Source organism: Micromonospora sp. CA-248089, from assembly GCF_050948515.1.
Lineage (GTDB): Bacteria > Actinomycetota > Actinomycetes > Mycobacteriales > Micromonosporaceae > Micromonospora.
Genome location: NZ_CP192016.1, coordinates 5,065,807 through 5,085,597, shown reverse-complemented (window position 1 = coordinate 5,085,597; position 19,791 = coordinate 5,065,807). Strand labels below are relative to the sequence as shown.

Sequence of the window (19,791 nt, the reverse complement as noted above, 5' to 3'; positions counted from 1 at the left end):
AAGGAGTTCGTGTCCGTCGGGAGCGCCGGAGAGCGCACAAACTCCTTGATCAACCCGGCGGACACGGGCGCGGGCGCGGGGGAGGGCGGGGGCACCGCGTACGCTTGGGCATCATGAGTGCCCCGTCCACGACCCCGCGTCCTGCCGCCGCCAACTCGGTCTGGCCCCGGCTGGAGCCGTTGCTGCCGCAGGTGACCAAGCCCATCCAGTACGTGGGTGGGGAACTCGGCGCGGTGGTCAAGGACTGGGACGCCGCGACCGTCCGGTGGGCGCTGATGTATCCGGACGCGTACGAGGTGGGCCTGCCCAACCAGGGCGTGCAGATCCTGTACGAGGTGCTCAACGAGCTGCCCGACGTGCTGGCCGAGCGGACGTACGCGGTCTGGCCGGACCTGGAGAAGCTGATGCGCGCCCACGGCGTGCCGCAGTTCACCGTCGACGCCCACCGTCCGGTGCGTGACTTCGACGTGTTCGGCGTCTCGTTCTCCACCGAGCTGGGCTACACCAACCTGCTCACCGCGATCGACCTGGCCGGCATCCCGATGCTCGCCGCCGACCGCACCGACGCCGACCCGGTGATCGTGGCCGGCGGGCACGCCGCGTTCAACCCGGAGCCGATCGCCGACTTCGTCGACGCCGCGGTGCTCGGCGACGGCGAGGAGGCGGTGCTGGAGATCACCGCCATCGTGCGGGAGTGGAAGGCCGAGGGCTCCCCGGGCGGCCGGGACGAACTGCTGCTGCGACTGGCCCGCACCGAGAGCGTCTACGTGCCGCGCTTCTACGACGTCGACTACCTGCCCGACGGCCGGATCCAGCGGGTCGTGCCGAACCGCCCGGACGTGCCGTTCCGGGTGCACAAGCGCACGACCATGGACCTGGACGCCTGGCCGTACCCGAAGAAGCCCCTGGTCCCGCTCGCCGAGACGGTGCACGAGCGGTACGCGGTGGAGATTTTCCGGGGCTGCACCCGGGGCTGCCGGTTCTGCCAGGCCGGCATGATCACCCGCCCGGTGCGGGAGCGTTCGATCACCACCGTCGGCCAGATGGTCAAGGAAGGACTGGAGTTCTCCGGCTTCCACGAGGTGGGCCTGCTGTCGCTGTCGTCGGCCGACCACTCGGAGATCGGCGACATGTGCTCCGGCCTGGCCGAGCAGTACGCAGGCACGAACGTCTCGCTGTCGCTGCCCTCGACCCGGGTGGACGCGTTCAACATCGACCTGGCCCAGGAACTGTCCCGCAACGGGCGCCGGACCGGTCTGACCTTCGCCCCCGAGGGCGGGTCGGAGCGGATCCGCAAGGTGATCAACAAGATGGTGTCGAAGGAAGACCTCATCCGCACCGTGGTCACCGCGTACTCCAACGGCTGGCGCCAGGTGAAGCTCTACTTCATGTGCGGCCTGCCCACCGAGACCGACGAGGACGTCCTGGAGATCGCCGACATGGCGCACGAGGTGATCCGGGCCGGCCGCGCGGCCACCGGGTCCAAGGACATCCGCTGCACGGTCTCCATCGGCGGGTTCGTGCCGAAGCCGCACACCCCGTTCCAGTGGGCCTCGATGGAGCGGCCGGAGGTCATCGACGGCCGGCTCAAGCTGCTCAAGCAGGCGATCAACAGCGACCGGTCGCTCGGCCGGGCGATCGGCTTCCGCTACCACGACGGTGAGCCGTCGCTGATCGAGGGCCTGCTGTCCCGGGGCGACCGCCGGGTCGGCGCGGTGATCCGCAAGGTCTGGGAGAACGGCGGCCGGTTCGACGGCTGGAGCGAGCACTTCTCGTACCAGCGCTGGGTCGACGCCGCCGCCGAGGTCCTGCCGGCGTACGGCGTCGACCTCGACTGGTACACCACCCGCGAGCGCGAGGAGCTGGAGGTCCTGCCCTGGGACCACCTCGACTCCGGCCTGGACAAGGACTGGCTCTGGCAGGACTGGCAGGACTCGCTGTCGGAGTACGAGCAGGACGACTGCCGCTGGACGCCCTGCTTCGACTGCGGCGTCTGCCCGTCCATGGACACCGAGATCCAGATCGGCCCGACCGGCCGCAAGCTGCTGCCGCTCACCCCGGTCAACGGGCTGAAGCTGCCCGCCGCCGCCCAGGGCTGAGGCCGCCGGCACCACCACGGAGCGCGGGAACCCGACCGGGTTCCCGCGCTCCGTCGTCTTTTCCCGGTGACCGGCGCGGTACGCGGGGTGGGGGTGCCCCGACTGGTCCTTCCTCGATACGCTGCGTCCGTAATGGACCGGCCGGGGCCGGCAGCGGGGAGGACAGGCAGCATGGGCATCAATCCGCCGGACACCGGCGATCTGCACGTCAGCGTCGAGGACCTGGATGCGGCGGCCGAGTACATCGAGCGCCTCAAGCAGTACGTCGAGGACACCATCTCCTGGGAGATGGAACGCATCAAGGAGAACATGAAGGGCGACAGCAACAGCCCGCAGATCGTCTCGAACGGCACCCCGTTCGGCGCGTTCGCCGACGCCCGGTTGCAGTGGCAGGCGCTGGAGCGCTCCACGGCCAACATGGAGGCACACCTCAAGGGCCTCTCCGCCAAGCTGGCCGGCCTGAAGAAGGGCACCGAGGACATCGCCAAGGCGTTCCGTGACGCCGAGGAGCGCAACGCCGCGAACGGCAAGGACATCGAGCGGCTGCTGGAGTCCGCTGCTCCGCCGCCCGGTGGCGCCGAGCCGCCCACCTACCCGTACACGGCCTGAGAGAGGAGACGGTCATGGCTGGAGCCACCTGGGAACGCTGTGTCCGCGAGGTGACGCTGTCGGCGGATCCGTACACCGTCGGCCTGGTCGGCTCGGGGTGGAGCAACCTCTCCACCGCTCTCGGTCACCTGCGCGACTCCCTCGTCGGCCGGTCGTTCGTCGGCCCGATCGCGGCCGGTCAGGAGCGTCCGCACACCGGCGGCCTGCCCGGGATGCTCGCCGGCTGGAAGGGCAGCGGCGGCGACGCGTACCGCGAGCACCTGTCCGAGATCGGCAAGGACATCGAGGAACTCATCACGCACGCCAGCAACGTCGGCGGCGCGCTGTCGCGGATCGAGGGCGACATCCGCAAGACGGTGGCGAGCATCCCGATCCCGCTGATGGACAACTTCGGCTGGAACGAGTGGAGCCTGCCCGGCGGCACCGAGCTGGACGACGCACGCGACGGTGAGAGCCAGTCCGGCTTCCTCGCCGCCTTGCGCAGCGACTACCAGGGCAACCAGGCGTTGTACGCCGACGGCGCGTTCCGCGACAAGGCCGACGACCTGGAAGCCACCATGAAGATCGACGGCAACGCCAGCGACCAGAAGCGTGGCGGCTGGTGGGACACCAAGTCGCACCTCGACAACTGGTACAACGACAACCAGAAGGCGGCCAACGCGGCGATGGCGCCGTTGCCGGCCGCGGTGGAGGCCGAGCGCCCCAAGCTGGCCGTACCCCAGCACAAGGGCGACTTCGGCGACGGCTACCGGGGCGACCCGCGCGTTCCCCCGACCGGCGTACCCGGTGGTGGCCTGCCCGGCGGCGGCGCACCCGGCGGCGGCATGCCGGGCGGCGGCATGCCCGGCGGCGGTGGCGGCCCGATGCCGTCCATCGGCAGCACCGGCATCGGTGGCGGCACGCCCGGTGGCGGTTCGTACACGCCGCCGCCCGGCGCGCCCGGCGGCGGCATCCCCGGCGGCGGCTCCTACACCCCGCCGACCACCGGCGGCCCGCCCGAACTCGGTGGCGCCCCCGGCTCGGGCACCCCGGAGTACGGCAGTGGTCTGGCCGGCGCGGGCGGGCCCGGCACGATCACCGCAGGCGGGCCGAGCACCCTCGGTCTGGGCGGCGGTGGCGCGGGTGCACTGAGCGCCGGTGGTGGCGGCGTCGGCGGCGGTGGCGCCGGCCTGGGTTCGGCCGGTGGGATCGGCGGCGGCGGGATCGGCGCGGCCGGCGGCATGGCCATGGGCGGCCTGCCCGGCATGGTCGGCGGCGGTAACGGCAAGGTCCCGCCACTGACCAGCGCGGCCAGCGCGTTGAAGGCCGCGGCCGGGGCGGGACCGGGCGGCGCGGCCGGTGCGCGTGGCGGGATGGCCGGCGCCGGGATGATGGGCGGCGGGATGATGGGCGGCCACGGCGGCGCCGGCCACGGCGGCGACGCGGCAGGGCACTCGTCATGGTTGACTGAGGACGACGATCCGTGGGGCGCCGGTGACGGTGCGTCCCCGGGCATCCTGCGATGAGGACAGACGGATGAAGGTGCACGTCGGTGCGCTCCGGCCGGTGGCGGCCGGCCTGCTCGCCGGGCTGATGCTGCTGGGTGCCGCCGCCCAGCCGGCGGTCGCCGCTCCGCGCCGTGCCGAGCAGTGGTATCTGGACGAGCTGCGGATCGACAGGGCGCACCAGATCTCCACCGGCCGGGGCGTCGTCGTCGGCGTGGTGGACACCGGCGTCGACGCGGGGCACCCCGACATGCGGGGCCAGCTGCTGGCCGGGGGGAGCACCCGCGACTCCGGCGACGGGCGGCGCGACCCGGACGGTCACGGCACCCACATGGCCGGGATCATCGCGGCCAACGGGACCGGGGTGGTGGGCATCGCGCCCGACGCCCGGATCCTGCCCATCCGGAAGCCCGCCGGCGACGCGTTCACCTCGGACGACTCCGCGCGGGGCATCCGGATGGCTGTCGACGGCGGGGCGAAGGTGCTCAACCTGTCGTACGGCGGCGCCGGAGCCGTGGAGGAGATCGAGGAGGCCGCGATCCGGTACGCGCTGGAGCGCGACGTGGTCGTGGTGGCCGCCGCCGGGAACGTCCGGCAGGCCGGCCCGGACGTCACCTCACCCGCCAAGATCCCCGGCGTGATCGCGGTGACCGGCACGGTGCGGGGCGGAGGCTTCTGGTCCGGATCGGCCCAGGGCCCGGAGGCGGTGATCGCCGCGCCCGGCGACGAGGTCTACAACATCGGCCCGGACCGGGGCTACGGCTGGGGTGACGGCACCTCCGACGCGGCCGCCGTCGTCTCCGGCGTCGTGGCGCTGATCCGGTCGAAGCACCCGAAGCTCTCCGCGCCCGATGTGATCAACCGGATCATCCGTACCGCCCGGGACGCCGGTCCGCCCGGCCGGGACCCCCGGTTCGGCTTCGGCCGGATCGACCCGGTGGCGGCGCTCACCGCCGACGTGCCGTCGGTGTCGGCGAACCCGCTGCTCGGGGCCGCCCCAGCGAGCGGGTCCGCGCCGCCGGCCGCCGCCGAGGACGACAACTTCGACGTGACGAAGTACGGCGACCGGGGCGGTCCCACCGACCAGCAGGTGATGGTCATCGGCATCGGCATCGCCGTGGCGGTCGTGGTGCTGCTGACGCTCGTGGTGTTCCTGATCTGGAACCGCCGCCGTCACCGGCGCGAACTGGCCGAAGCCGGCTCGATCCCGGACGACGCGCTGGACCGGATGAACGGCGGTGGGCAGGGTCCGCCGGTGCCCGCCGGTCACGCGGCCGCCCCACCGCCCGGCTACGGCGGCTACCCGCCACCCGGCGCGCAACCTCAGCCGGGCGGATACCCGCAGCAGGGCGGATACGCCCAGCCGGGTGGATACGCCCAGCCGGGTGGACATCCGCAGCCGGGCGGGTATCCCCAACCCGGTGCGGGCGCCTACCCGCCCCAGGGTCAGGCCCCCCACGCCCCGCCCGGTCAGAGCCCGTACGCCCCACCCGGCGACAACCGCTCCTGACCCGTCCCGCGCCGGAGGCCCGGCGGCGTGCACCAGCACCCGCCGGCCCTCCGGCAGCCCGGCGCCGAGCGCCCGGCGCCCGCAGCTCGGGCGCCCGCAGGTCGCCCTCGCAGCCCCCAACCCGCGCGTCCCGCCTGCACCCCGCACCCCGCACCCGCTCCGCTCCGCTCCGCCCCGCCCCGCCCCGCTCCGTCGATCATGAAGTTGGCGGCATGATCAGAGATCAACTTCGCCGTCAACTTCATGATCGACGGGGTTGGGCGGGGTTGGACGGGGTGGGGTGGGAGGCGGCGGGGTGGGAGGCGGTGGGGTGGAGGGAAGGGCGGCGGTGTTTGTGGGGGTTTGGGGTGGGTGGGGTGGCCCCGGGTGTGGGGCGCGGCGGGCGCTGCGCCAGGATGGGACCGATACGCAGGCACAGCCGAGGAGCTCACGATCGCCAGAAAGCCTCAACCCGAGGGCGGCCAGGCCCCCGTCGTCCAGCGGGTCCGTATCCGGTACGCCAAGCGTGGTCCGCTGCGGTTCACCTCGCACCGGGACTTCGCCCGGGCCTTCGAGCGCGCGTTGCGCCGGGCCGGTGTGCCGATCGCCTTCTCCCAGGGCTTCACCCCGCACCCGAAGATCTCGTACGCCTCGGCCGCCCCGACGGGTGTGGCGAGTGAGGCCGAGTACCTGGAGATCGGGCTCCGGGAGCCGGTCGACCCGGCGCGGCTGCGCGAGGCGCTCGACGCCGCGCTCTCGCCCGGACTCGACGTCCTCGACGCGGTGGAGGCCACCGGTGGCAGCCTGGCCGACCGGATCGAGGCCTCGTACTGGCGGATCGAGCTGCCCGAAGTCGATCCGAAGGTGCTCGCGGCCGCCGTGGCGGCGTTCACCGCCGCCGAAGAGATCCAGGTCGAGCGGATGACCAAGCAGGGACGGCGTACGTTCGACGCCCGCGCGGCAGTGGTGTCGATCGATGTCGTGGCTCCGGCTGAGACGCCTTCCGGGGCGGCGGCCGTGCCGTGTGCGATACTCGAACTGGTCGTGCGGCAGGTCACCCCGTCCGTTCGGCCCGATGACGTCCTGTCCGGCCTCCGCGCGGTGGCCGCCTTGGAGCCGCCGGTCACCCCGAAGGTGATCCGGCTGGCGCAGGGCACGTTGACCGCGCAGGGCGAGATCGTCGATCCGTTGGAAGCGGATCGCGACGGGGCAACCATCGGAGAGCGCTGACCGTCGGTCAACGCTCTGGCAGGCAGACTTCGGCGGTCGCGCGCTTGCGCGCCCGGCGGAAACACCTTTGCGGCAACCCTGCGTGGCAGCGCTCACCCGCGCCCGGGGCGGCCAGAACTGGAGAACGTCCATGCTCGAGAACGAGCCCGAGGGCAGCGAACGGACCGGCGCAGAGCCGGCCGGGACGACCGCCGACAGTGCCGGCACCGCCTCCGGCAGCGCCGCGAACACGACGCCGGCCGGCACCGCGAACACGACGCCGACCGGCACCGCGAACACGACGCCGACCGGCGCCGAGGGCGCCACCGCGGAGGGCACCGCCATTGCGGAGGGCACCGCCACCGTGGAGGGCGTCGCCGAGACCAAGCCGCCGGCCCGGAAGCGGGCCAGCCGTCGCAAGGTCGCCCCGCTGAACCAGCCGGAGCAGACCGACGCGCCCGTCGAGGCGTCCACGGCCGCGACGGGCAGCGGCGAGTCGCCCCAGGCCGAGGTGTTCGCACCGGTGGCCGGCGAACTGGACACCGCGCCGAAGACCACCCGGCGGCGCCGTAAGGCCACCCCGGCGAAGGCGGTCGAGGAGCCGGTGGCCGCGGCCGGGGTGGAGGCGGCCTCGGAGGAGGTCGTGCCGCCGGTCAAGGTGACCCGGACGCGTCGCCGCAAGGCCACGCCGCCGGCTGCCGAGCCGGTCGCGCCGGACGAGACCGCCGGGCAGACGTCCGCGGACGTGATCGACGGGCCGGTCTCCGCGGCCGGTGGCGACCTGATCGCCGAGGGACGCGCCGACATCGACGGCGGCGAGGCAACCGCCCCGGACGGGACCGCCGTCGGGGAGACCGCCGGTACCGGCGGGCGGACCCGCACCGGACGGCGCGCCGCCGCCGGCAAGACCACCGCCGCCGGCGACAGGACCACCGGCGGGAACGAGGCCGCGGGCACCGGCAAGGCGAGCACGGGCGGCGTGGCCGCCATCGGTGAGCCCACCGGCGAGGACATCGAGGACGAGGACGCCGAGAGCGAGACCGTCGAGGACGCGAGCGGCGCGTCGGCGCGTACCGCAGAGGTCGACCTGGCCCGCAGCGGCGGCCCGGCGGACGCGACGGGCGTCGTGTCGACGGGCGCCGCCGTGCCGCGCGCCGCCGAGGAGCCGGCCGAGACGCCGCCGGCCACCGGCCGCCGTCGTCGTGCCGCGCTCTCCGCGCCGACCGTCCTGTTCATGGCGCCGCAGCCCGACGAGGCACCCGCCGTCCAGGTCACGTACCCGGCGGCGGAGGAGCCGATCGAGGAAGCGGTCGAGACCGGCCGGCGCCGCCGTCGCGGCCGCCGTGAGGTCGAGCCGGTCGAGGCCGAGGTCGAGCCCGAGGTCGCCGAGGAGGAGCCGGCCACCGAGGCCGAGGAGACCGCCGAGACGGACGAGGACGACGAGACGGCCGCGGGCCGCCGTCGCCGTCGCCGGGGCCGCCGGGGTCGTGGCCGGGGCAAGGGCGGCGCGGACGAGGCCGACGACGAGGACATCGAGGAGCCCGTCGCGGCGGAGACCGCCGAGGGCGAGGCCGAGGAGACCGCCGAGGACGAGGAGGCCGAGGGCGAGGGGATGACCCGTCGCCGTCGCCGCCGTCGTCGCCGGGGGGCGGGGGAGTCGGACACCGCCGCCGAGGACGGCGTGCCGACCGTCGTCAAGATCCGTGAGCCGCGCAAGCCGGTCGACGAGGTGCAGGGCGTCTCCGGCTCGACCCGGCTGGAGGCCAAGCGGCAGCGCCGCCGGGACGGCCGCGAGCAGCGGCGTACCCGGCCGCCGATCCTGAGCGAGTCGGAGTTCCTGGCCCGCCGCGAGGCGGTGGACCGGGTGATGGTGGTCCGCCAGCGCGGCGACCGCACCCAGATCGCCGTGCTCGAGGACGGGGTGCTCGTCGAGCACTACGTCACGCGGAACTCGTCCGGCACCATGGCCGGCAACGTCTACCTGGGCAAGGTCCAGAACGTTCTGCCGAGCATGGAGGCGGCGTTCGTCGACATCGGGCGTGGGCGCAACGCGGTCCTGTACGCCGGTGAGGTCAACTGGGACGCCACCGGCCTGGAGGGTCGGGCCCGCTCGATCGAGCAGGCGCTGCGCTCCGGCGACTCGGTGCTGGTGCAGGTGACGAAGGACCCGATCGGGCACAAGGGCGCGCGGCTGACCAGCCACATCGCGCTCTCCGGCCGGCACCTGGTCTACGTGCCGAACGGCAACGCGTCCGGGATCAGCCGCAAGCTGCCCGACACCGAGCGCAAGCGGCTGCGGGACGTGCTGAAGAAGCTGGTGCCGGACGGCGCCGGGGTGATCGTCCGGACCGCGGCCGAGGGCGCCAGCGAGGACGAGCTGGCGCGTGACGTCAAGCGGCTCCAGGCGCAGTGGGAGGACATCCAGGCCAAGGCGACCGAGGGTGGCGCCCCGGTGCTGCTCTACGAGGAGCCGGACCTGGTCATCCGCGTGGTCCGGGACCTCTTCAACGAGGACTTCCGCGAACTGGTCATCGAGGGCGAGTCCGCGTACGGCGAGGTCGAGTCGTACCTGTCGCACGTGTCTCCGGACCTGGTGGCGCGGCTGCGCCGGCACGCCGGGGTGGCGGACGTGTTCGCCGAGTACCGGATCGACGAGCAGATCCTCAAGGGGCTGGACCGGAAGGTCTTCCTCCCCTCGGGCGGTTCGCTGGTGATCGACCGCACCGAGGCGATGACTGTCATCGACGTCAACACCGGCAAGTACACCGGCTCCGGCGGCAACCTGGAGGAGACGGTCACCCGCAACAACCTGGAGGCGGCCGAGGAGATCGTGCGCCAGCTGCGGCTGCGTGACCTCGGCGGCATCGTGGTGATCGACTTCATCGACATGGTGCTGGAGTCGAACCGGGAGCTGGTGCTGCGCCGGCTCACCGAGTGCCTCGGCCGGGACCGCACGAAGCACCAGGTCACCGAGATCACCTCGCTCGGCCTGGTGCAGATGACCCGCAAGCGCATCGGCGCGGGCCTGCTGGAGGCGTTCAGCGAGACCTGCGAGTGCTGCAAGGGCCGGGGCGTGATCATCCACACCGAGCCGGTGCCGGAGAAGCCACGCGGCGGCGCGGGGGAGAAGGTCAAGGCGGTCGCCTCGGCGGTGGCCGCGCCGGCCGAGGAGAAGAGCGGCCGGCGCCGGGGCCGCAAGGCCGCCGCGGAGAAGCCCGCCGTGGAGGCCGCGCCGGAGCAGCCGGCCGCGCAGCCGCAGGCTGCCGCCGAGCCGCCCGCGGCCGTCGCGCCGCCGGAGCGGACCGTCGCCGAGGTGGTCGAGAACGACGACGACTACTACGACACCCAGGGCTACGACCTGTCCCGGTTCGAGTCGGAGACGCCGGCCGCCCCGGCGGTCGCGGACAGCCAGGAGGGCGACTCGGCCCGGCTGGCCGCCGCCGACGACCCGGACGCGATCGGAGACGGGGACAACGACGACGACAGCGGTGCCCCGCGCCGGCGGGCGCGGCGCGGCGGGGCCCGGCGGCGTACCCGGCCGTGAGGCTCTGACCTGCTCGAACAGGACCCCTGAATCCGTGCGCTATGGGTGGATTCAGGGGTTCTGTCGTGTCCGTCGGCCCGCCGGGACGGCGCGGACCGCGGGGCCGGTTTGGGGGGCGGGCCGGGTATGCCGTACGCTTGCCTGCGGCGCACTTTGGTGTGCCGAGTTCCCGCGTGCCCGCGCTGCCGGTGTCACGGCTCCCGGCGAGACGCCGTGGGAACGACCGCGAACGGTGTGACAGCCGACAGCGGTGGAATAGACGCCAGTAGCCTCAACGACAGGGAGTCCGCCTCCGATGTACGCGATCGTCAAGACCGGCGGCAAGCAGTACAAGGTCGCCGAGGGCGACGTGATCGAGGTCGAGAAGCTCGCCGGTGCCCCCGGCGACGCGGTGAAGCTCACCGCGGTGCTCCTCGTCGACGGTGACGACCTGGTGACCGACGCGGCCAAGCTCGCGAAGGTCGCGGTGTCCGGCGAGATCGCCGCGCACACCAAGGGCCCGAAGATCCGGATCCACAAGTTCAAGAACAAGACCGGCTACCACAAGCGCCAGGGTCACCGCCAGCCGCTGACCCAGGTCAAGGTGACCGGCATCTCCAGCGGGAAGTAGGTCGTCCTCCAATGGCTCACAAAAAGGGTGCGTCCAGCTCGCGTAACGGCCGTGACTCCGCGGCCCAGCGACTCGGCGTGAAGCGCTTCGGTGGTCAGGTCGTCAGCGCGGGTGAGATCCTCATCCGTCAGCGTGGCACCAAGTTCCACCCCGGTGACCTGGTCGGCCGTGGCGGCGACGACACGCTGTTCGCGCTGGCCGCCGGTTCGGTGCAGTTCGGCACCAAGCGCGGTCGCAAGACCGTCAGCATCGTGCCGCAGCAGTAGTTCTCCTGCGAAGCGGGCCGCGGACCTCGAGTCCCGGCCCGCTTCGCTTTTCCCCGTGCGGGGCGGACCCCGCTGGAAGGATTGGCGTCGTGACGACGTTCGTTGACCGGGTCGTCCTGCACATGCAGGCCGGCGACGGCGGGCACGGCTGTGTCTCGATCCACCGGGAGAAGTTCAAGCCGTTCGGCGGGCCGGACGGCGGCAACGGCGGCCACGGCGGCAGCGTGTCGCTGGTGGTCGACCCGCAGGTCACCACGCTGCTCGACTTCCACTTCCGGCCGCACCTGAAGGCCGAGAACGGCAAGGGCGGCGCCGGCTCGAACCGGGACGGCGCCAACGGCCGCGACCTGGTCATCAAGGTGCCGAACGGCACCGTCGTGCAGAGCCTCGACGGCGAGGTGCTGGCCGACCTGGTCGGCGTCGGCACCACGTTCGAGGCGGCCCGGGGCGGCCGGGGCGGGCGCGGCAACGCCTCGCTGGCGAACGCCCGCCGCAAGGCGCCCGGCTTCGCCGAGCTGGGGGAGCCCGGCGACCGGCTGGACGTCGTGCTGGAGCTCAAGAGCGTCGCCGACGTGGGCCTGGTCGGCTTCCCGTCCGCCGGCAAGTCGTCGCTGATCTCGGTGATCTCCGCGGCCAAGCCGAAGATCGCCGACTACCCGTTCACCACCCTGGTGCCGAACCTGGGCGTGGTCCGGGTGGACAACCACACCTTCACCGTCGCCGACGTGCCCGGCCTGATCCCGGGTGCGGCCAGCGGCAAGGGCCTCGGCCTGGAGTTCCTCCGCCACGTCGAGCGCTGCGCCGTGCTGGTGCACGTGATCGACACCGCCACGCTGGAGCCCGGCCGCGACCCGCTCGCCGACATCGACGCCATCGAGTCGGAGCTGTCCCAGTACGGCGGCCTGGCCGACCGGCCCCGGCTGGTCGCGCTGAACAAGGTCGACGTGCCGGACGGCAAGGACCTCGCCGACATCGTCCGCCCCGACCTGGAGGCGCGCGGCCTGCGCGTGTTCGACGTCTCCACCGCCACCCGCGAGGGTCTGCGCGAGCTGATGTACGCGATGGCGGAGCTGGTCGACCAGGGCCGCCGCGCCGCCCCGCCCGCCGAGCCGACCCGGATCGTGATCCGCCCGAAGGCGGTCGACGACGCCGGCTTCACCATCGAGGCCGAGCCGGACGGCTCGTACACGGTGCGCGGCAGCCGGCCGGAGCGCTGGGTCAAGCAGACCAACTTCGACAACGACGAGGCAGTGGGTTACCTGGCCGACCGGCTGGCCCGCCTCGGCGTCGAGGAGAAGCTCGCGAAGGCCGGCGCCCAGGCCGGCGACCTGGTGCGCATCGGTGACCGGGAGTTCGACTGGCAGCCGACGCTCTACGCCGGCGTCGACTTCGTCCCCGGCAACCGGGGCACCGACGTGCGGCTGGAGGAGAAGACGAACCGGCCGTCGGCGTCGGACCGGCTCGCGGCCCGCAAGGCCCGCCGGGTCCGGCCGGAGGACGAGGTCGAGGCCGCGCCGGCGGCGGAAGCGGACGCCGAGTAGCCGTTTCCGGGTCGGCGGCGGGAAACCTGCGCGAAATCCGGCCGATCTAGCGTACGGGCATGTTGATCGAGTCCCGTCCCGCCGCCGATCCGGAGATCGCCGCGCTCGTCGTCGCCCAGCAGCGTGAGTTGCGCGACGCGGACGGCGGGCTGGACGGGCAGGTCACCGTCGTGCACACCGACATCCACTACCTGGCCGCCGTGGTGGGCGGCCGGGCGGTCGGCTGCGGCGGACTCCAGGCGCTCGACGCCGACACCGGCGAGCTGAAGCGGATGTACGTGCGGCCGGCGTTCCGGGGGCGGGGCATCGCCCGGCAGCTGCTCGTGGCGCTGGAGGAACTGGCGTTCCAGGCGGGGCACCGCACGGTGTGCCTGGAGACGGGCACCTACCTGCCGGCCGCGATCGGGCTCTACCGGTCCAGCGGCTACGAGCCGATCCCGGTGTACGGCGAGTACGTGGACAACCCGTACAGCGTCTGCTTCGCCAAGCGGCTGCCGGTGGCGGCCTGATCGGCGGCCTGACGCTCAGGCGCTCGTCTGCGCGTGCGGCGCGGTGACCGGCTTGGACTCCGGGCTGGCCTGCTGGCGCAGCACGATGCTGAGCAGGATCAGCACGCCGACGGCGAGGAACTCGCTCTGCCAGTTCTGCATCGACTGGAACCAGAAGTCGCTGGTGCCGAGGAACTGCCACGCGCTGATCGGGGCGGCGCCGCTCTCCAGCGCCTGCTCCTGGTTGTAGGCGGCCACGCCGCCGAACAGGTGCCCCAGGAACGCGCCCCCGAAGATCATCAAAAGCGCGATGGAGAGGCTGTTGCGGTAGACCACGAGCGGCAGCCCGCCGACGCGTACCGGCCACGGCGAATCGGGGCGGGCCTGGTCGCGGTTGTCCTCCGGCCGGTCCGTCTGGTCCTCCGGCTTCGACTCGGCCGAGCCCTTCTGCACCAGGTACGCGGTGAGCAGCACGTACCCGCCCATCTGGAGGAACTCCGACTCCCAGTTCTCGAACACCGCCTCGGCGAAGTGCCCGGTGCCGAGGTAGGCCCACCAGCTCAGCGGCTCGGCGCCGTACCGGCTCAGCTCCTCGTTGTGCACCTGCCAGCCGAACACGCTCTGCAACAGCAGGAAAACCAGGAACGCGCCGAGCATGGCGACCGAGAGCATGTTGTCGCGCAACCACCGTGGCATCGCCGGACCTCCTCGACCCGCTCGCGGTTGCCCTCCTGCCCGGCATCGGGCCGGGGCAAACGCCGCACCGGCGTGTCGCGCCTGGTCAGGGGCGGTCGAACGGGGCCTCCACCCGGGTGCCGGTGCCGAGGTTGTTGTTGAGCAGCAGGCCGGCGGCGAGCATGCCGAAACCGAGGACCAGGTGCAGCCAGTTGTCGGCGTCGTTCACCGGCACGAAGTTGGCAGCGGTGTCGCGGTCGATGGCGAAGCCGTACAGCCACAGCACCAGGTAGAGCGCGCCGCCACCGGCCAGGAAGACCCGTGCCCCGGCCAGCCGCCGGGCCATCACCAGACCGACCAGCCCGAACAGCAGGTGCACCAGGTTGTGCAGCACCGACACCTGGAACACCCCGAGCAGCTTCGCCTCGGAGTGGTGCCCGGCGAACGTCAGCTCGCCGTAGTGCGTGGTGATGCCGGGAATGAAGCCGAGCACGCCGATGAGCGCGAAGACGGCGGCCGCCGCGAGGGCGACCTTCTGCACCGCAGGCCGGGCGTGTTCGCGCACGTCACGTGCCATCCCTGTCACCCCCGTGGAACTCGCCGCCGCCCGGGCGGGCAGGCACCCCATTGTCTGACCGGGGTGGGGCGCTTCCGCAGAGAATTCACGAATCAGGCATGGAGGCGCCGACCCGGGGTAGGGCGATTGTCACGCGGAAACAAATCCGCGTACCCCCCGAAGACAACCGCTGGGAAGACACGAGCGGAAGGGACATCATGACTCAGGATCTTTCCCCCAGTTCGGCCACGTACCAGTCGACGAACGGTGGTGGCGGTGTACGGGACCAGGCCCGCCAGGTCGGCTCCGACGCCGCGAACGCGGGCGGCGCCGTGGCGCAGACCGCCAAGGAGCAGGGCCGGGAGGTGGTGGGCGAGGCCAAGCGGCAGGCCCGCGACCTCTACAGCGAGACCCGCAGCCAGGTCACCGCGCAGGCCGGTCAGCAGCAGCAGCGCGCCGCCAGCGGACTGCGCTCCCTCGCCGACGAGATGCGCACCATGGCGCAGCAGGGCGGTGGCTCCGGGCCGGTCACCGAGCTGGCCCACCAGGCGGCCGAGCGGGTGCACGGCGTGGCCGGCTGGCTGGAGCAGCGCGAGCCGGGCGACCTGCTCCACGAGGTGAAGAACTACGCCCGCCGCAACCCCGGCACGTTCCTCGTCGGCGCGGCGCTGCTGGGCGTGGTCGCTGGACGGCTCACCCGCAACATCACCGCGCTCGGCGACGACAGCGCGGCGCGGCCGGCGTACGACCCGGACCGTACCGCCGTCATCCCGACCGCGCGTGAGGTGCCGGACCAGGTGCCGCCGGGCGGCTACCTCGACCCGACGCCGGGCAGCTACGCCGAGCCGGACCCGGGCTACTCCGCGCCGGGCGCGACCTACCCGACCGGCGGCGCCCCGAACACCTGGGCCGACCCGGCGGGTGGCACCGGTCAGCCGCTGCCGCCGCCGGAGCGCACCGACCCGCTGCCGGGTGTCCCGTCGACCGGCGCTCCCCGCCCGTGACCGGCCGCACCGGCAGAAGGGAGGCGACGGCATGACCGTACCCACGCAGGACCCCGGCTATCAGGCGGCGGGCGCCCCGCCCCACGCCGACGAGGTGCGGAGCAGCTCGATCGGCGACCTGATGCGTCAGGTCACCACGGACCTGTCCACGCTGATGCGCCAGGAGGTCGAGCTGGCCAAGGCGGAGATCCGCCAGGAGGGCAAGAAGGCGGGCAAGGCCGCCGGACTGTTCGGCGGCGCCGGTTTCGGCGGCTACATGGTGGCGCTCTTCGTCTCGATCGCGATCTGGCAGTTCCTCGACAACGTCATGGACTCCGGGCTGGCCGCGCTGATCGTGGCCGTCATCTGGGCCGCTGTCGCGGCGGTCCTGTACTCGATGGGCAAGAAGAACGCCGAGCGGATCCGCGGCCTGAAGCAGACCAACGACAGCGTGCAGCGCATTCCCGACGCGCTCAAGCCGCACCCGGAGGGAGTGACCCGATGAGCACCGATCCCGAGCAGATCCGCCGCGAGATCGAAGCCACCCGCAACAACCTCAGCTCGGACGTGGACGCCCTGGCGTACAAGGTCAGCCCGAGCCGCATCGTCGACGACCGCAAGCAGCGCGTCCGCAGCGCGCTGACGAACGTGAAGGACAAGGTGATGGGAACCGCATCGGACCTCGGCCACAGCACCGGCAACGCCGCCCACTCGGTGGGCGACCACGCCTCCTCGATGGCGTCCACGGTGGGCGACAGGGCACAGTCCGCCGCCGCCACGGTGAGCGACGCCGCGCACCGGGCGCCGGAGGTGGTGCGGCGCAAGTCCGAGGGCAACCCGATCGCCGCCGGGGTGATCGCCTTCGGTGTCGGCATGCTGGTCTCCTCGCTGATCCCGGCCACCCGCCGCGAGCAGCAGGTCGCCGCGCAGGTCAAGGAGAAGGCCGCCGAGCACGGCGGGGTGGTGAAGGAGAAGCTGGGCGAGGTCGCCGGTGAGCTGAAGGAGGAGCTGCGCGAGCCGGCGCAGCACGCCGCCGAGTCGGTGAAGGCCACCGCGCAGGACGCCGCGCACACGGTCAAGGACGACGGCCGGGCCGCCGCCCAGGACGTCCGGCACAGCGCCGAGCAGGTGCGGTCCTGAAGGTCCGCGCCTGCGGTAAGGAAGGGCCCCTTTTTATCGCCCAGGCGATAAAAAGGGGCCCTTCCTTACACCTCGGCGCGCAGCGGTGGTGGGGGCACGGCTCCGGTCTCCACCCAGAGCACCAGGTCGTCGGGGCGGCGCCGGGTCATCCGCCGGCGGAGAACCCGTGTGGAGTTGGCCGCCGTCCGCAGCCGGGCGCCCGCGTAGGGCACCCCGCCGCGCAGCCGCCGGCCCACCGCCAGCCAGGCGCACAGGCCGCGCTCCAGCACCCAGGCGGGCGCGGCCAGGCTCGTGTGCGCCGGGAAGACGCGGGCACCGCCCGCCCGTCGCCGGCCCAGCTCCGCCACCGCGACGGTCGCCAGCCCGGCCCGCAGCAGCAGCCCGGTCCGGCGGGTGGCGAGCGCGACGGCCGTCGCCGGCAGCACCGCCAGCGCGGCCAGCAGCCACCCCGGCCGGGCCGTCTCGTCGTACGCCTGGCGGACGCGCTGCCCGAGGAAGTGCGCGGCGGTGGGCGGGAGTCGCCGCACGTACAGCCACGCCGGAGTGGCCGTGCTGCCGCCGTACGCGCGCACGGTCCGGACCAGTTCCAGGTTCTCGAAGAGCACGTCGGGGTCGTAGCCGCCCATCGCCAGGAACGTGCTCCGCCGCACCGCGACCGTGCCCGGCCAGTCGCCGCCGACCACGCGGGCCAGCAGCGTCCGGCCGGTGTCCCACCAGGCGTGCCAGGGCAGCGGGTCGAAGTGGTTCTGCGGCCGGACCAGGTCCACCCCGTCCAGCATCTGGTGCACCGCGCACAGGGCCGGCCGGTCGTACCGGACGTCGTCGTCGGCGATCACCACGTGCTCGTGCCGGGCCAGCGCGACGCCGGTGAGCACGCCGAGCACCTTGCCGTTGCGACCGCGCAGCGCCGGGTCCGGCGGTACGTGCCGCACCAGCCCGCGCCAGGCGTCGGCGTGCCGGGCGAACAGCTCCGGCGCCGATCCGTCCACCACCACCACGTCGACCCAGCGGCTCAGCTCGCGCAGGTACCCGGTCAGCTCGTCCAGGCCCTCGTCGTCGCGGGCGCGCAGCGGCAGGACGTACGCCATCGGGAGCCGGACCGGCGCGGACGCGGCGGCCTGGTCGCGCGGCTGCGCGGCGGTCGGTCGGGTCACGTCGCCTCCCTTCGGGTCGGGGTGACGCGACTTGCCCGGAATGCGGCTGCTGAAACCGTTTCGGGCGGGCTGTGTCGGGTAGCGCAGCCGGATACGGACGGTCCGAGTCGGAGGGAGACGTGATGCCCAGCAACGCGACGAGATGGACGCTGGCCGGCGCTGCCGCGGTGGCCGCGCTCGGAGTCACCCGGACGGTGGCCCGTCGGCGGCACCGGCACCAACCCGACCGGGAGGACGGCTGGTACGTGGTGCGCCGCGGGATCACCGTGAACCGGCCGGTGGACGAGGTGATCGGGTTCTGGACCGACCGGGAACGGCTCGACCGAGGGCTGGCCGAGTGGGCCACGCTGGAGCAGCTCGACGCGAACCGGTGGCGCTGTGTGGCAGCCGACCCGGCCGGCGGCGGCACCGAGTGGCGGGCCGAGATCACCGTCGACGGGCCGGGCCGGTTGAGCTGGCGGGTCACCGACGGGCCGGTCGCCCAGCGCGGCCGGGTCGAACTGGCCGCCGCCCCCCAGAACCGGGGCACCGAGATCCGGGCCGAGCTGCGGTGGCGTTCCGGGCCGATCCGGCGGGCGGCCGGCCTCGTCGGCGGCAGCGACCCGGACCTGGGACTGCGCACGGCGCTGCGCCGGATCAAGTCGCTGGTCGAGACCGGCCAGGTGCTCGACACCCGGCACGACCCGTCCGGGCGCAGCCCGCGCCAGGAACGGGCGACGGACAAGGTACGCGAGAAGCTGATGGCGGGAGGGCGACCGTGAGGGCGTTGTGCTGGGAGGGCGTCGGCAAGCTGGCCGTGCGGGACGTGCCGGAGCCGACCATCAGGTCCGGCGGCGACATCATCGTCAAGGTGCGCGCGAGCAGCGTCTGCGGCTCCGACCTGCACCTGATCAACGGTTACCTGCCGGCGATGCGCGAGGGTGACATCCTCGGCCACGAGTTCATGGGCGAGGTGGTCGAGATCGGCCCGGACGTGCGGCGCATCTCCGTCGGCGACCGGGTGGTGGTCGGCTCGGTGGTGGCCTGCGGCTCGTGCTGGTACTGCCGCACCGAGCAGTTCTCGCTCTGCGACAACTCCAACCCGCAGCCGGTCTTCACCGAGAAGCTGTGGGGCCACTCGCCGGCCGGCATCCTCGGCTACTCGCACGCGGCGGGCGGCTACGCGGGCAGCCACGCCGAGTACATCCGGGTGCCCTTCGGCGATGTCGGCGCGTTCACCGTGCCGGACGGGGTGCCGGACGACTCGGTGGTGTTCGCCTCGGACGCCATGCCGACCGGCTGGATGGCCGCCGACTTCTGCGATCTCAAGGGCGGCGAGGTGGTCGCTGTCTGGGGCGCCGGTGGCGTCGGCCAGATGGCGGCCCGGTCCGCGCAGATCCTCGGCGCCGAGCGGGTCGTGGTCATCGACCGGCTGCCGGAACGGCTCGCCACCGCGGCGCAGCGCCTCGGCGTGGAGACGATCAACTACGCGGAGACCGACGTGCTGGAGGCGCTGCGGGAGATGACCGCCGGGCGCGGCCCGGACGCCTGCATCGAGGCCGTCGGCATGGAGTCGCACGACGTCGGCCCGGCGTACGCGTACGACAAGGCCAAGCAGACGGTACGCGCGCAGACCGACCGCCCCACCTCGGTCCGGCAGGCGATCATGGCGGCCCGCAAGGGCGGCACGGTGAGCATCGTCGGCGTGTACGGCGGCCTGGTGGACAAGTTCCCGCTCGGCGCGGCCATGAACAAGGCCCTGGTGCTGCGGATGGGACAGATGCACGCCCAGCGCTACATCCCGATGCTGCTGGACCGGGTCGCGGCCGGCGAGATCGACCCCGGCTACCTGGCCACCCACCCGATGTCGCTGGAGCAGGGCGCCCGGGGCTACGAGATCTTCGAGAAGAAGGAGGACGGCTGCCTGCGTACCGTGCTGCACCCGCAGGCCGCCTGACCCGTCCG

The 19,791-nt window shown here is 73.2% G+C and carries 18 protein-coding genes; 15 read left to right on the top strand and 3 right to left on the bottom strand.

The genetic code is table 11. The annotated features are described in order from the left end of the window. The first annotated feature begins 113 nt into the window (after window positions 1–113). The 10 genes from ACQP26_RS23785 to ACQP26_RS23740 all read left to right on the top strand — a co-directional run bounded on the left by ACQP26_RS23785 (window position 114) and on the right by ACQP26_RS23740 (window position 13,360). The gene (locus tag ACQP26_RS23785; protein WP_269704556.1) at window positions 114–2,099 is read left to right on the top strand and encodes a TIGR03960 family B12-binding radical SAM protein; all 1,986 of its coding nucleotides are present in this window, start codon (window positions 114–116) and stop codon (window positions 2,097–2,099) included. Between the two features lie 171 nt (window positions 2,100–2,270). Beyond that, window positions 2,271–2,708, top strand: a complete 438-nt coding sequence (locus ACQP26_RS23780) for a hypothetical protein (protein ID WP_269704557.1) — start codon at window positions 2,271–2,273, stop codon at window positions 2,706–2,708. Between the two features lie 14 nt (window positions 2,709–2,722). Next, complete coding sequence (locus ACQP26_RS23775) at window positions 2,723–4,213, top strand: hypothetical protein (protein ID WP_269704558.1); 1,491 nt, start codon at window positions 2,723–2,725, stop codon at window positions 4,211–4,213. Between the two features lie 10 nt (window positions 4,214–4,223). Beyond that, the gene (mycP, locus tag ACQP26_RS23770; protein WP_433494043.1) at window positions 4,224–5,702 is read left to right on the top strand and encodes a type VII secretion-associated serine protease mycosin; all 1,479 of its coding nucleotides are present in this window, start codon (window positions 4,224–4,226) and stop codon (window positions 5,700–5,702) included. Window positions 5,703–6,215: 513 nt separating this feature from the next. Further along, window positions 6,216–6,911: a TIGR03936 family radical SAM-associated protein gene (locus ACQP26_RS23765; RefSeq protein WP_433496190.1), complete on the top strand. Its 696-nt coding sequence runs from the start codon at window positions 6,216–6,218 to the stop codon at window positions 6,909–6,911. Window positions 6,912–7,041: 130 nt separating this feature from the next. Next, window positions 7,042–10,434 carry an Rne/Rng family ribonuclease gene (locus ACQP26_RS23760; protein ID WP_433494042.1) on the top strand — a complete coding sequence of 1,131 codons (3,393 nt, stop codon included), beginning with the start codon at window positions 7,042–7,044 and terminating at the stop codon, window positions 10,432–10,434. Between the two features lie 295 nt (window positions 10,435–10,729). Then, the gene (rplU, locus tag ACQP26_RS23755) at window positions 10,730–11,044 is read left to right on the top strand and encodes a 50S ribosomal protein L21 (RefSeq protein ID WP_018787289.1); all 315 of its coding nucleotides are present in this window, start codon (window positions 10,730–10,732) and stop codon (window positions 11,042–11,044) included. Between the two features lie 11 nt (window positions 11,045–11,055). Continuing rightward, on the top strand, window positions 11,056–11,310 hold the full coding sequence (gene rpmA / locus ACQP26_RS23750; RefSeq protein ID WP_013288010.1) for a 50S ribosomal protein L27: 255 nt from the start codon (window positions 11,056–11,058) through the stop codon (window positions 11,308–11,310). Between the two features lie 89 nt (window positions 11,311–11,399). Continuing rightward, window positions 11,400–12,851, top strand: a complete 1,452-nt coding sequence (gene obgE / locus ACQP26_RS23745; protein ID WP_281576988.1) for a GTPase ObgE — start codon at window positions 11,400–11,402, stop codon at window positions 12,849–12,851. 59 nt (window positions 12,852–12,910) lie between these two features. Then, complete coding sequence (locus ACQP26_RS23740; protein ID WP_281576989.1) at window positions 12,911–13,360, top strand: GNAT family N-acetyltransferase; 450 nt, start codon at window positions 12,911–12,913, stop codon at window positions 13,358–13,360. A gap of 15 nt (window positions 13,361–13,375) precedes the next feature. Here the strand turns inward: ACQP26_RS23740 and ACQP26_RS23735 are convergent, their stop codons facing one another. Both ACQP26_RS23735 and ACQP26_RS23730 read right to left on the bottom strand, forming a co-directional pair. Continuing rightward, window positions 13,376–14,035 carry a DUF6766 family protein gene (locus ACQP26_RS23735; RefSeq protein ID WP_433494041.1) on the bottom strand — a complete coding sequence of 220 codons (660 nt, stop codon included), beginning with the start codon at window positions 14,033–14,035 and terminating at the stop codon, window positions 13,376–13,378. A gap of 85 nt (window positions 14,036–14,120) precedes the next feature. After that, a complete protein-coding gene (locus tag ACQP26_RS23730; protein ID WP_433494040.1) occupies window positions 14,121–14,591 on the bottom strand; it encodes a DUF4383 domain-containing protein in 471 nt (156 codons plus the stop codon). Between the two features lie 197 nt (window positions 14,592–14,788). Here ACQP26_RS23730 and ACQP26_RS23725 point away from each other — a divergent pair, with 197 nt between their 5' ends. The 3 genes from ACQP26_RS23725 to ACQP26_RS23715 are packed head-to-tail and all read left to right on the top strand — an operon-like array spanning window position 14,789 to window position 16,693. After that, a complete protein-coding gene (locus ACQP26_RS23725; protein ID WP_433494039.1) occupies window positions 14,789–15,574 on the top strand; it encodes a hypothetical protein in 786 nt (261 codons plus the stop codon). Window positions 15,575–15,605: 31 nt separating this feature from the next. Beyond that, a complete protein-coding gene (locus ACQP26_RS23720) occupies window positions 15,606–16,058 on the top strand; it encodes a phage holin family protein (protein ID WP_120573620.1) in 453 nt (150 codons plus the stop codon). Then, on the top strand, window positions 16,055–16,693 hold the full coding sequence (locus tag ACQP26_RS23715) for a DUF3618 domain-containing protein (protein ID WP_433494038.1): 639 nt from the start codon (window positions 16,055–16,057) through the stop codon (window positions 16,691–16,693). The genes ACQP26_RS23720 and ACQP26_RS23715 overlap by 4 nt, the downstream gene beginning before the upstream one ends. 65 nt (window positions 16,694–16,758) lie before the next feature. On the opposite strand, the gene ACQP26_RS23710 is transcribed toward ACQP26_RS23715, so the two are convergent. After that, window positions 16,759–17,847: a glycosyltransferase gene (locus ACQP26_RS23710; RefSeq protein ID WP_433494037.1), complete on the bottom strand. Its 1,089-nt coding sequence runs from the start codon at window positions 17,845–17,847 to the stop codon at window positions 16,759–16,761. Window positions 17,848–17,969: 122 nt separating this feature from the next. Here ACQP26_RS23710 and ACQP26_RS23705 point away from each other — a divergent pair, with 122 nt between their 5' ends. Both ACQP26_RS23705 and ACQP26_RS23700 read left to right on the top strand, forming a co-directional pair. Beyond that, entirely contained in the window at window positions 17,970–18,608 is a 639-nt protein-coding gene (locus ACQP26_RS23705) for an SRPBCC family protein (protein ID WP_433494036.1), read from the top strand. Beyond that, window positions 18,605–19,783 carry a zinc-dependent alcohol dehydrogenase gene (locus ACQP26_RS23700; protein ID WP_433494035.1) on the top strand — a complete coding sequence of 393 codons (1,179 nt, stop codon included), beginning with the start codon at window positions 18,605–18,607 and terminating at the stop codon, window positions 19,781–19,783. The genes ACQP26_RS23705 and ACQP26_RS23700 overlap by 4 nt, the downstream gene beginning before the upstream one ends. The last annotated feature ends 8 nt before the right edge of the window (window positions 19,784–19,791 follow it).

Bases quoted from the DNA above. Each gene is read 5' to 3' on its own strand.
- ACQP26_RS23785 (WP_269704556.1), top strand. From the start codon at position 114: ATGAGTGCCCCGTCCACGACCCCGCGTCCTGCCGCCGCCAACTCGGTC.
- ACQP26_RS23775 (WP_269704558.1), top strand. From the start codon at position 2,723: ATGGCTGGAGCCACCTGGGAACGCTGTGTCCGCGAGGTGACGCTGTCG.
- ACQP26_RS23705 (WP_433494036.1), top strand. From the start codon at position 17,970: ATGCCCAGCAACGCGACGAGATGGACGCTGGCCGGCGCTGCCGCGGTG.
- ACQP26_RS23780 (WP_269704557.1), top strand. From the start codon at position 2,271: ATGGGCATCAATCCGCCGGACACCGGCGATCTGCACGTCAGCGTCGAG.
- ACQP26_RS23715 (WP_433494038.1), top strand. From the start codon at position 16,055: ATGAGCACCGATCCCGAGCAGATCCGCCGCGAGATCGAAGCCACCCGC.
- ACQP26_RS23730 (WP_433494040.1), bottom strand. From the start codon at position 14,591: ATGGCACGTGACGTGCGCGAACACGCCCGGCCTGCGGTGCAGAAGGTC.
- ACQP26_RS23720 (WP_120573620.1), top strand. From the start codon at position 15,606: ATGACCGTACCCACGCAGGACCCCGGCTATCAGGCGGCGGGCGCCCCG.
- ACQP26_RS23735 (WP_433494041.1), bottom strand. From the start codon at position 14,035: ATGCCACGGTGGTTGCGCGACAACATGCTCTCGGTCGCCATGCTCGGC.
- ACQP26_RS23760 (WP_433494042.1), top strand. From the start codon at position 7,042: ATGCTCGAGAACGAGCCCGAGGGCAGCGAACGGACCGGCGCAGAGCCG.
- ACQP26_RS23740 (WP_281576989.1), top strand. From the start codon at position 12,911: ATGTTGATCGAGTCCCGTCCCGCCGCCGATCCGGAGATCGCCGCGCTC.
- rplU (WP_018787289.1), top strand. From the start codon at position 10,730: ATGTACGCGATCGTCAAGACCGGCGGCAAGCAGTACAAGGTCGCCGAG.
- mycP (WP_433494043.1), top strand. From the start codon at position 4,224: ATGAAGGTGCACGTCGGTGCGCTCCGGCCGGTGGCGGCCGGCCTGCTC.
- rpmA (WP_013288010.1), top strand. From the start codon at position 11,056: ATGGCTCACAAAAAGGGTGCGTCCAGCTCGCGTAACGGCCGTGACTCC.
- ACQP26_RS23725 (WP_433494039.1), top strand. From the start codon at position 14,789: ATGACTCAGGATCTTTCCCCCAGTTCGGCCACGTACCAGTCGACGAAC.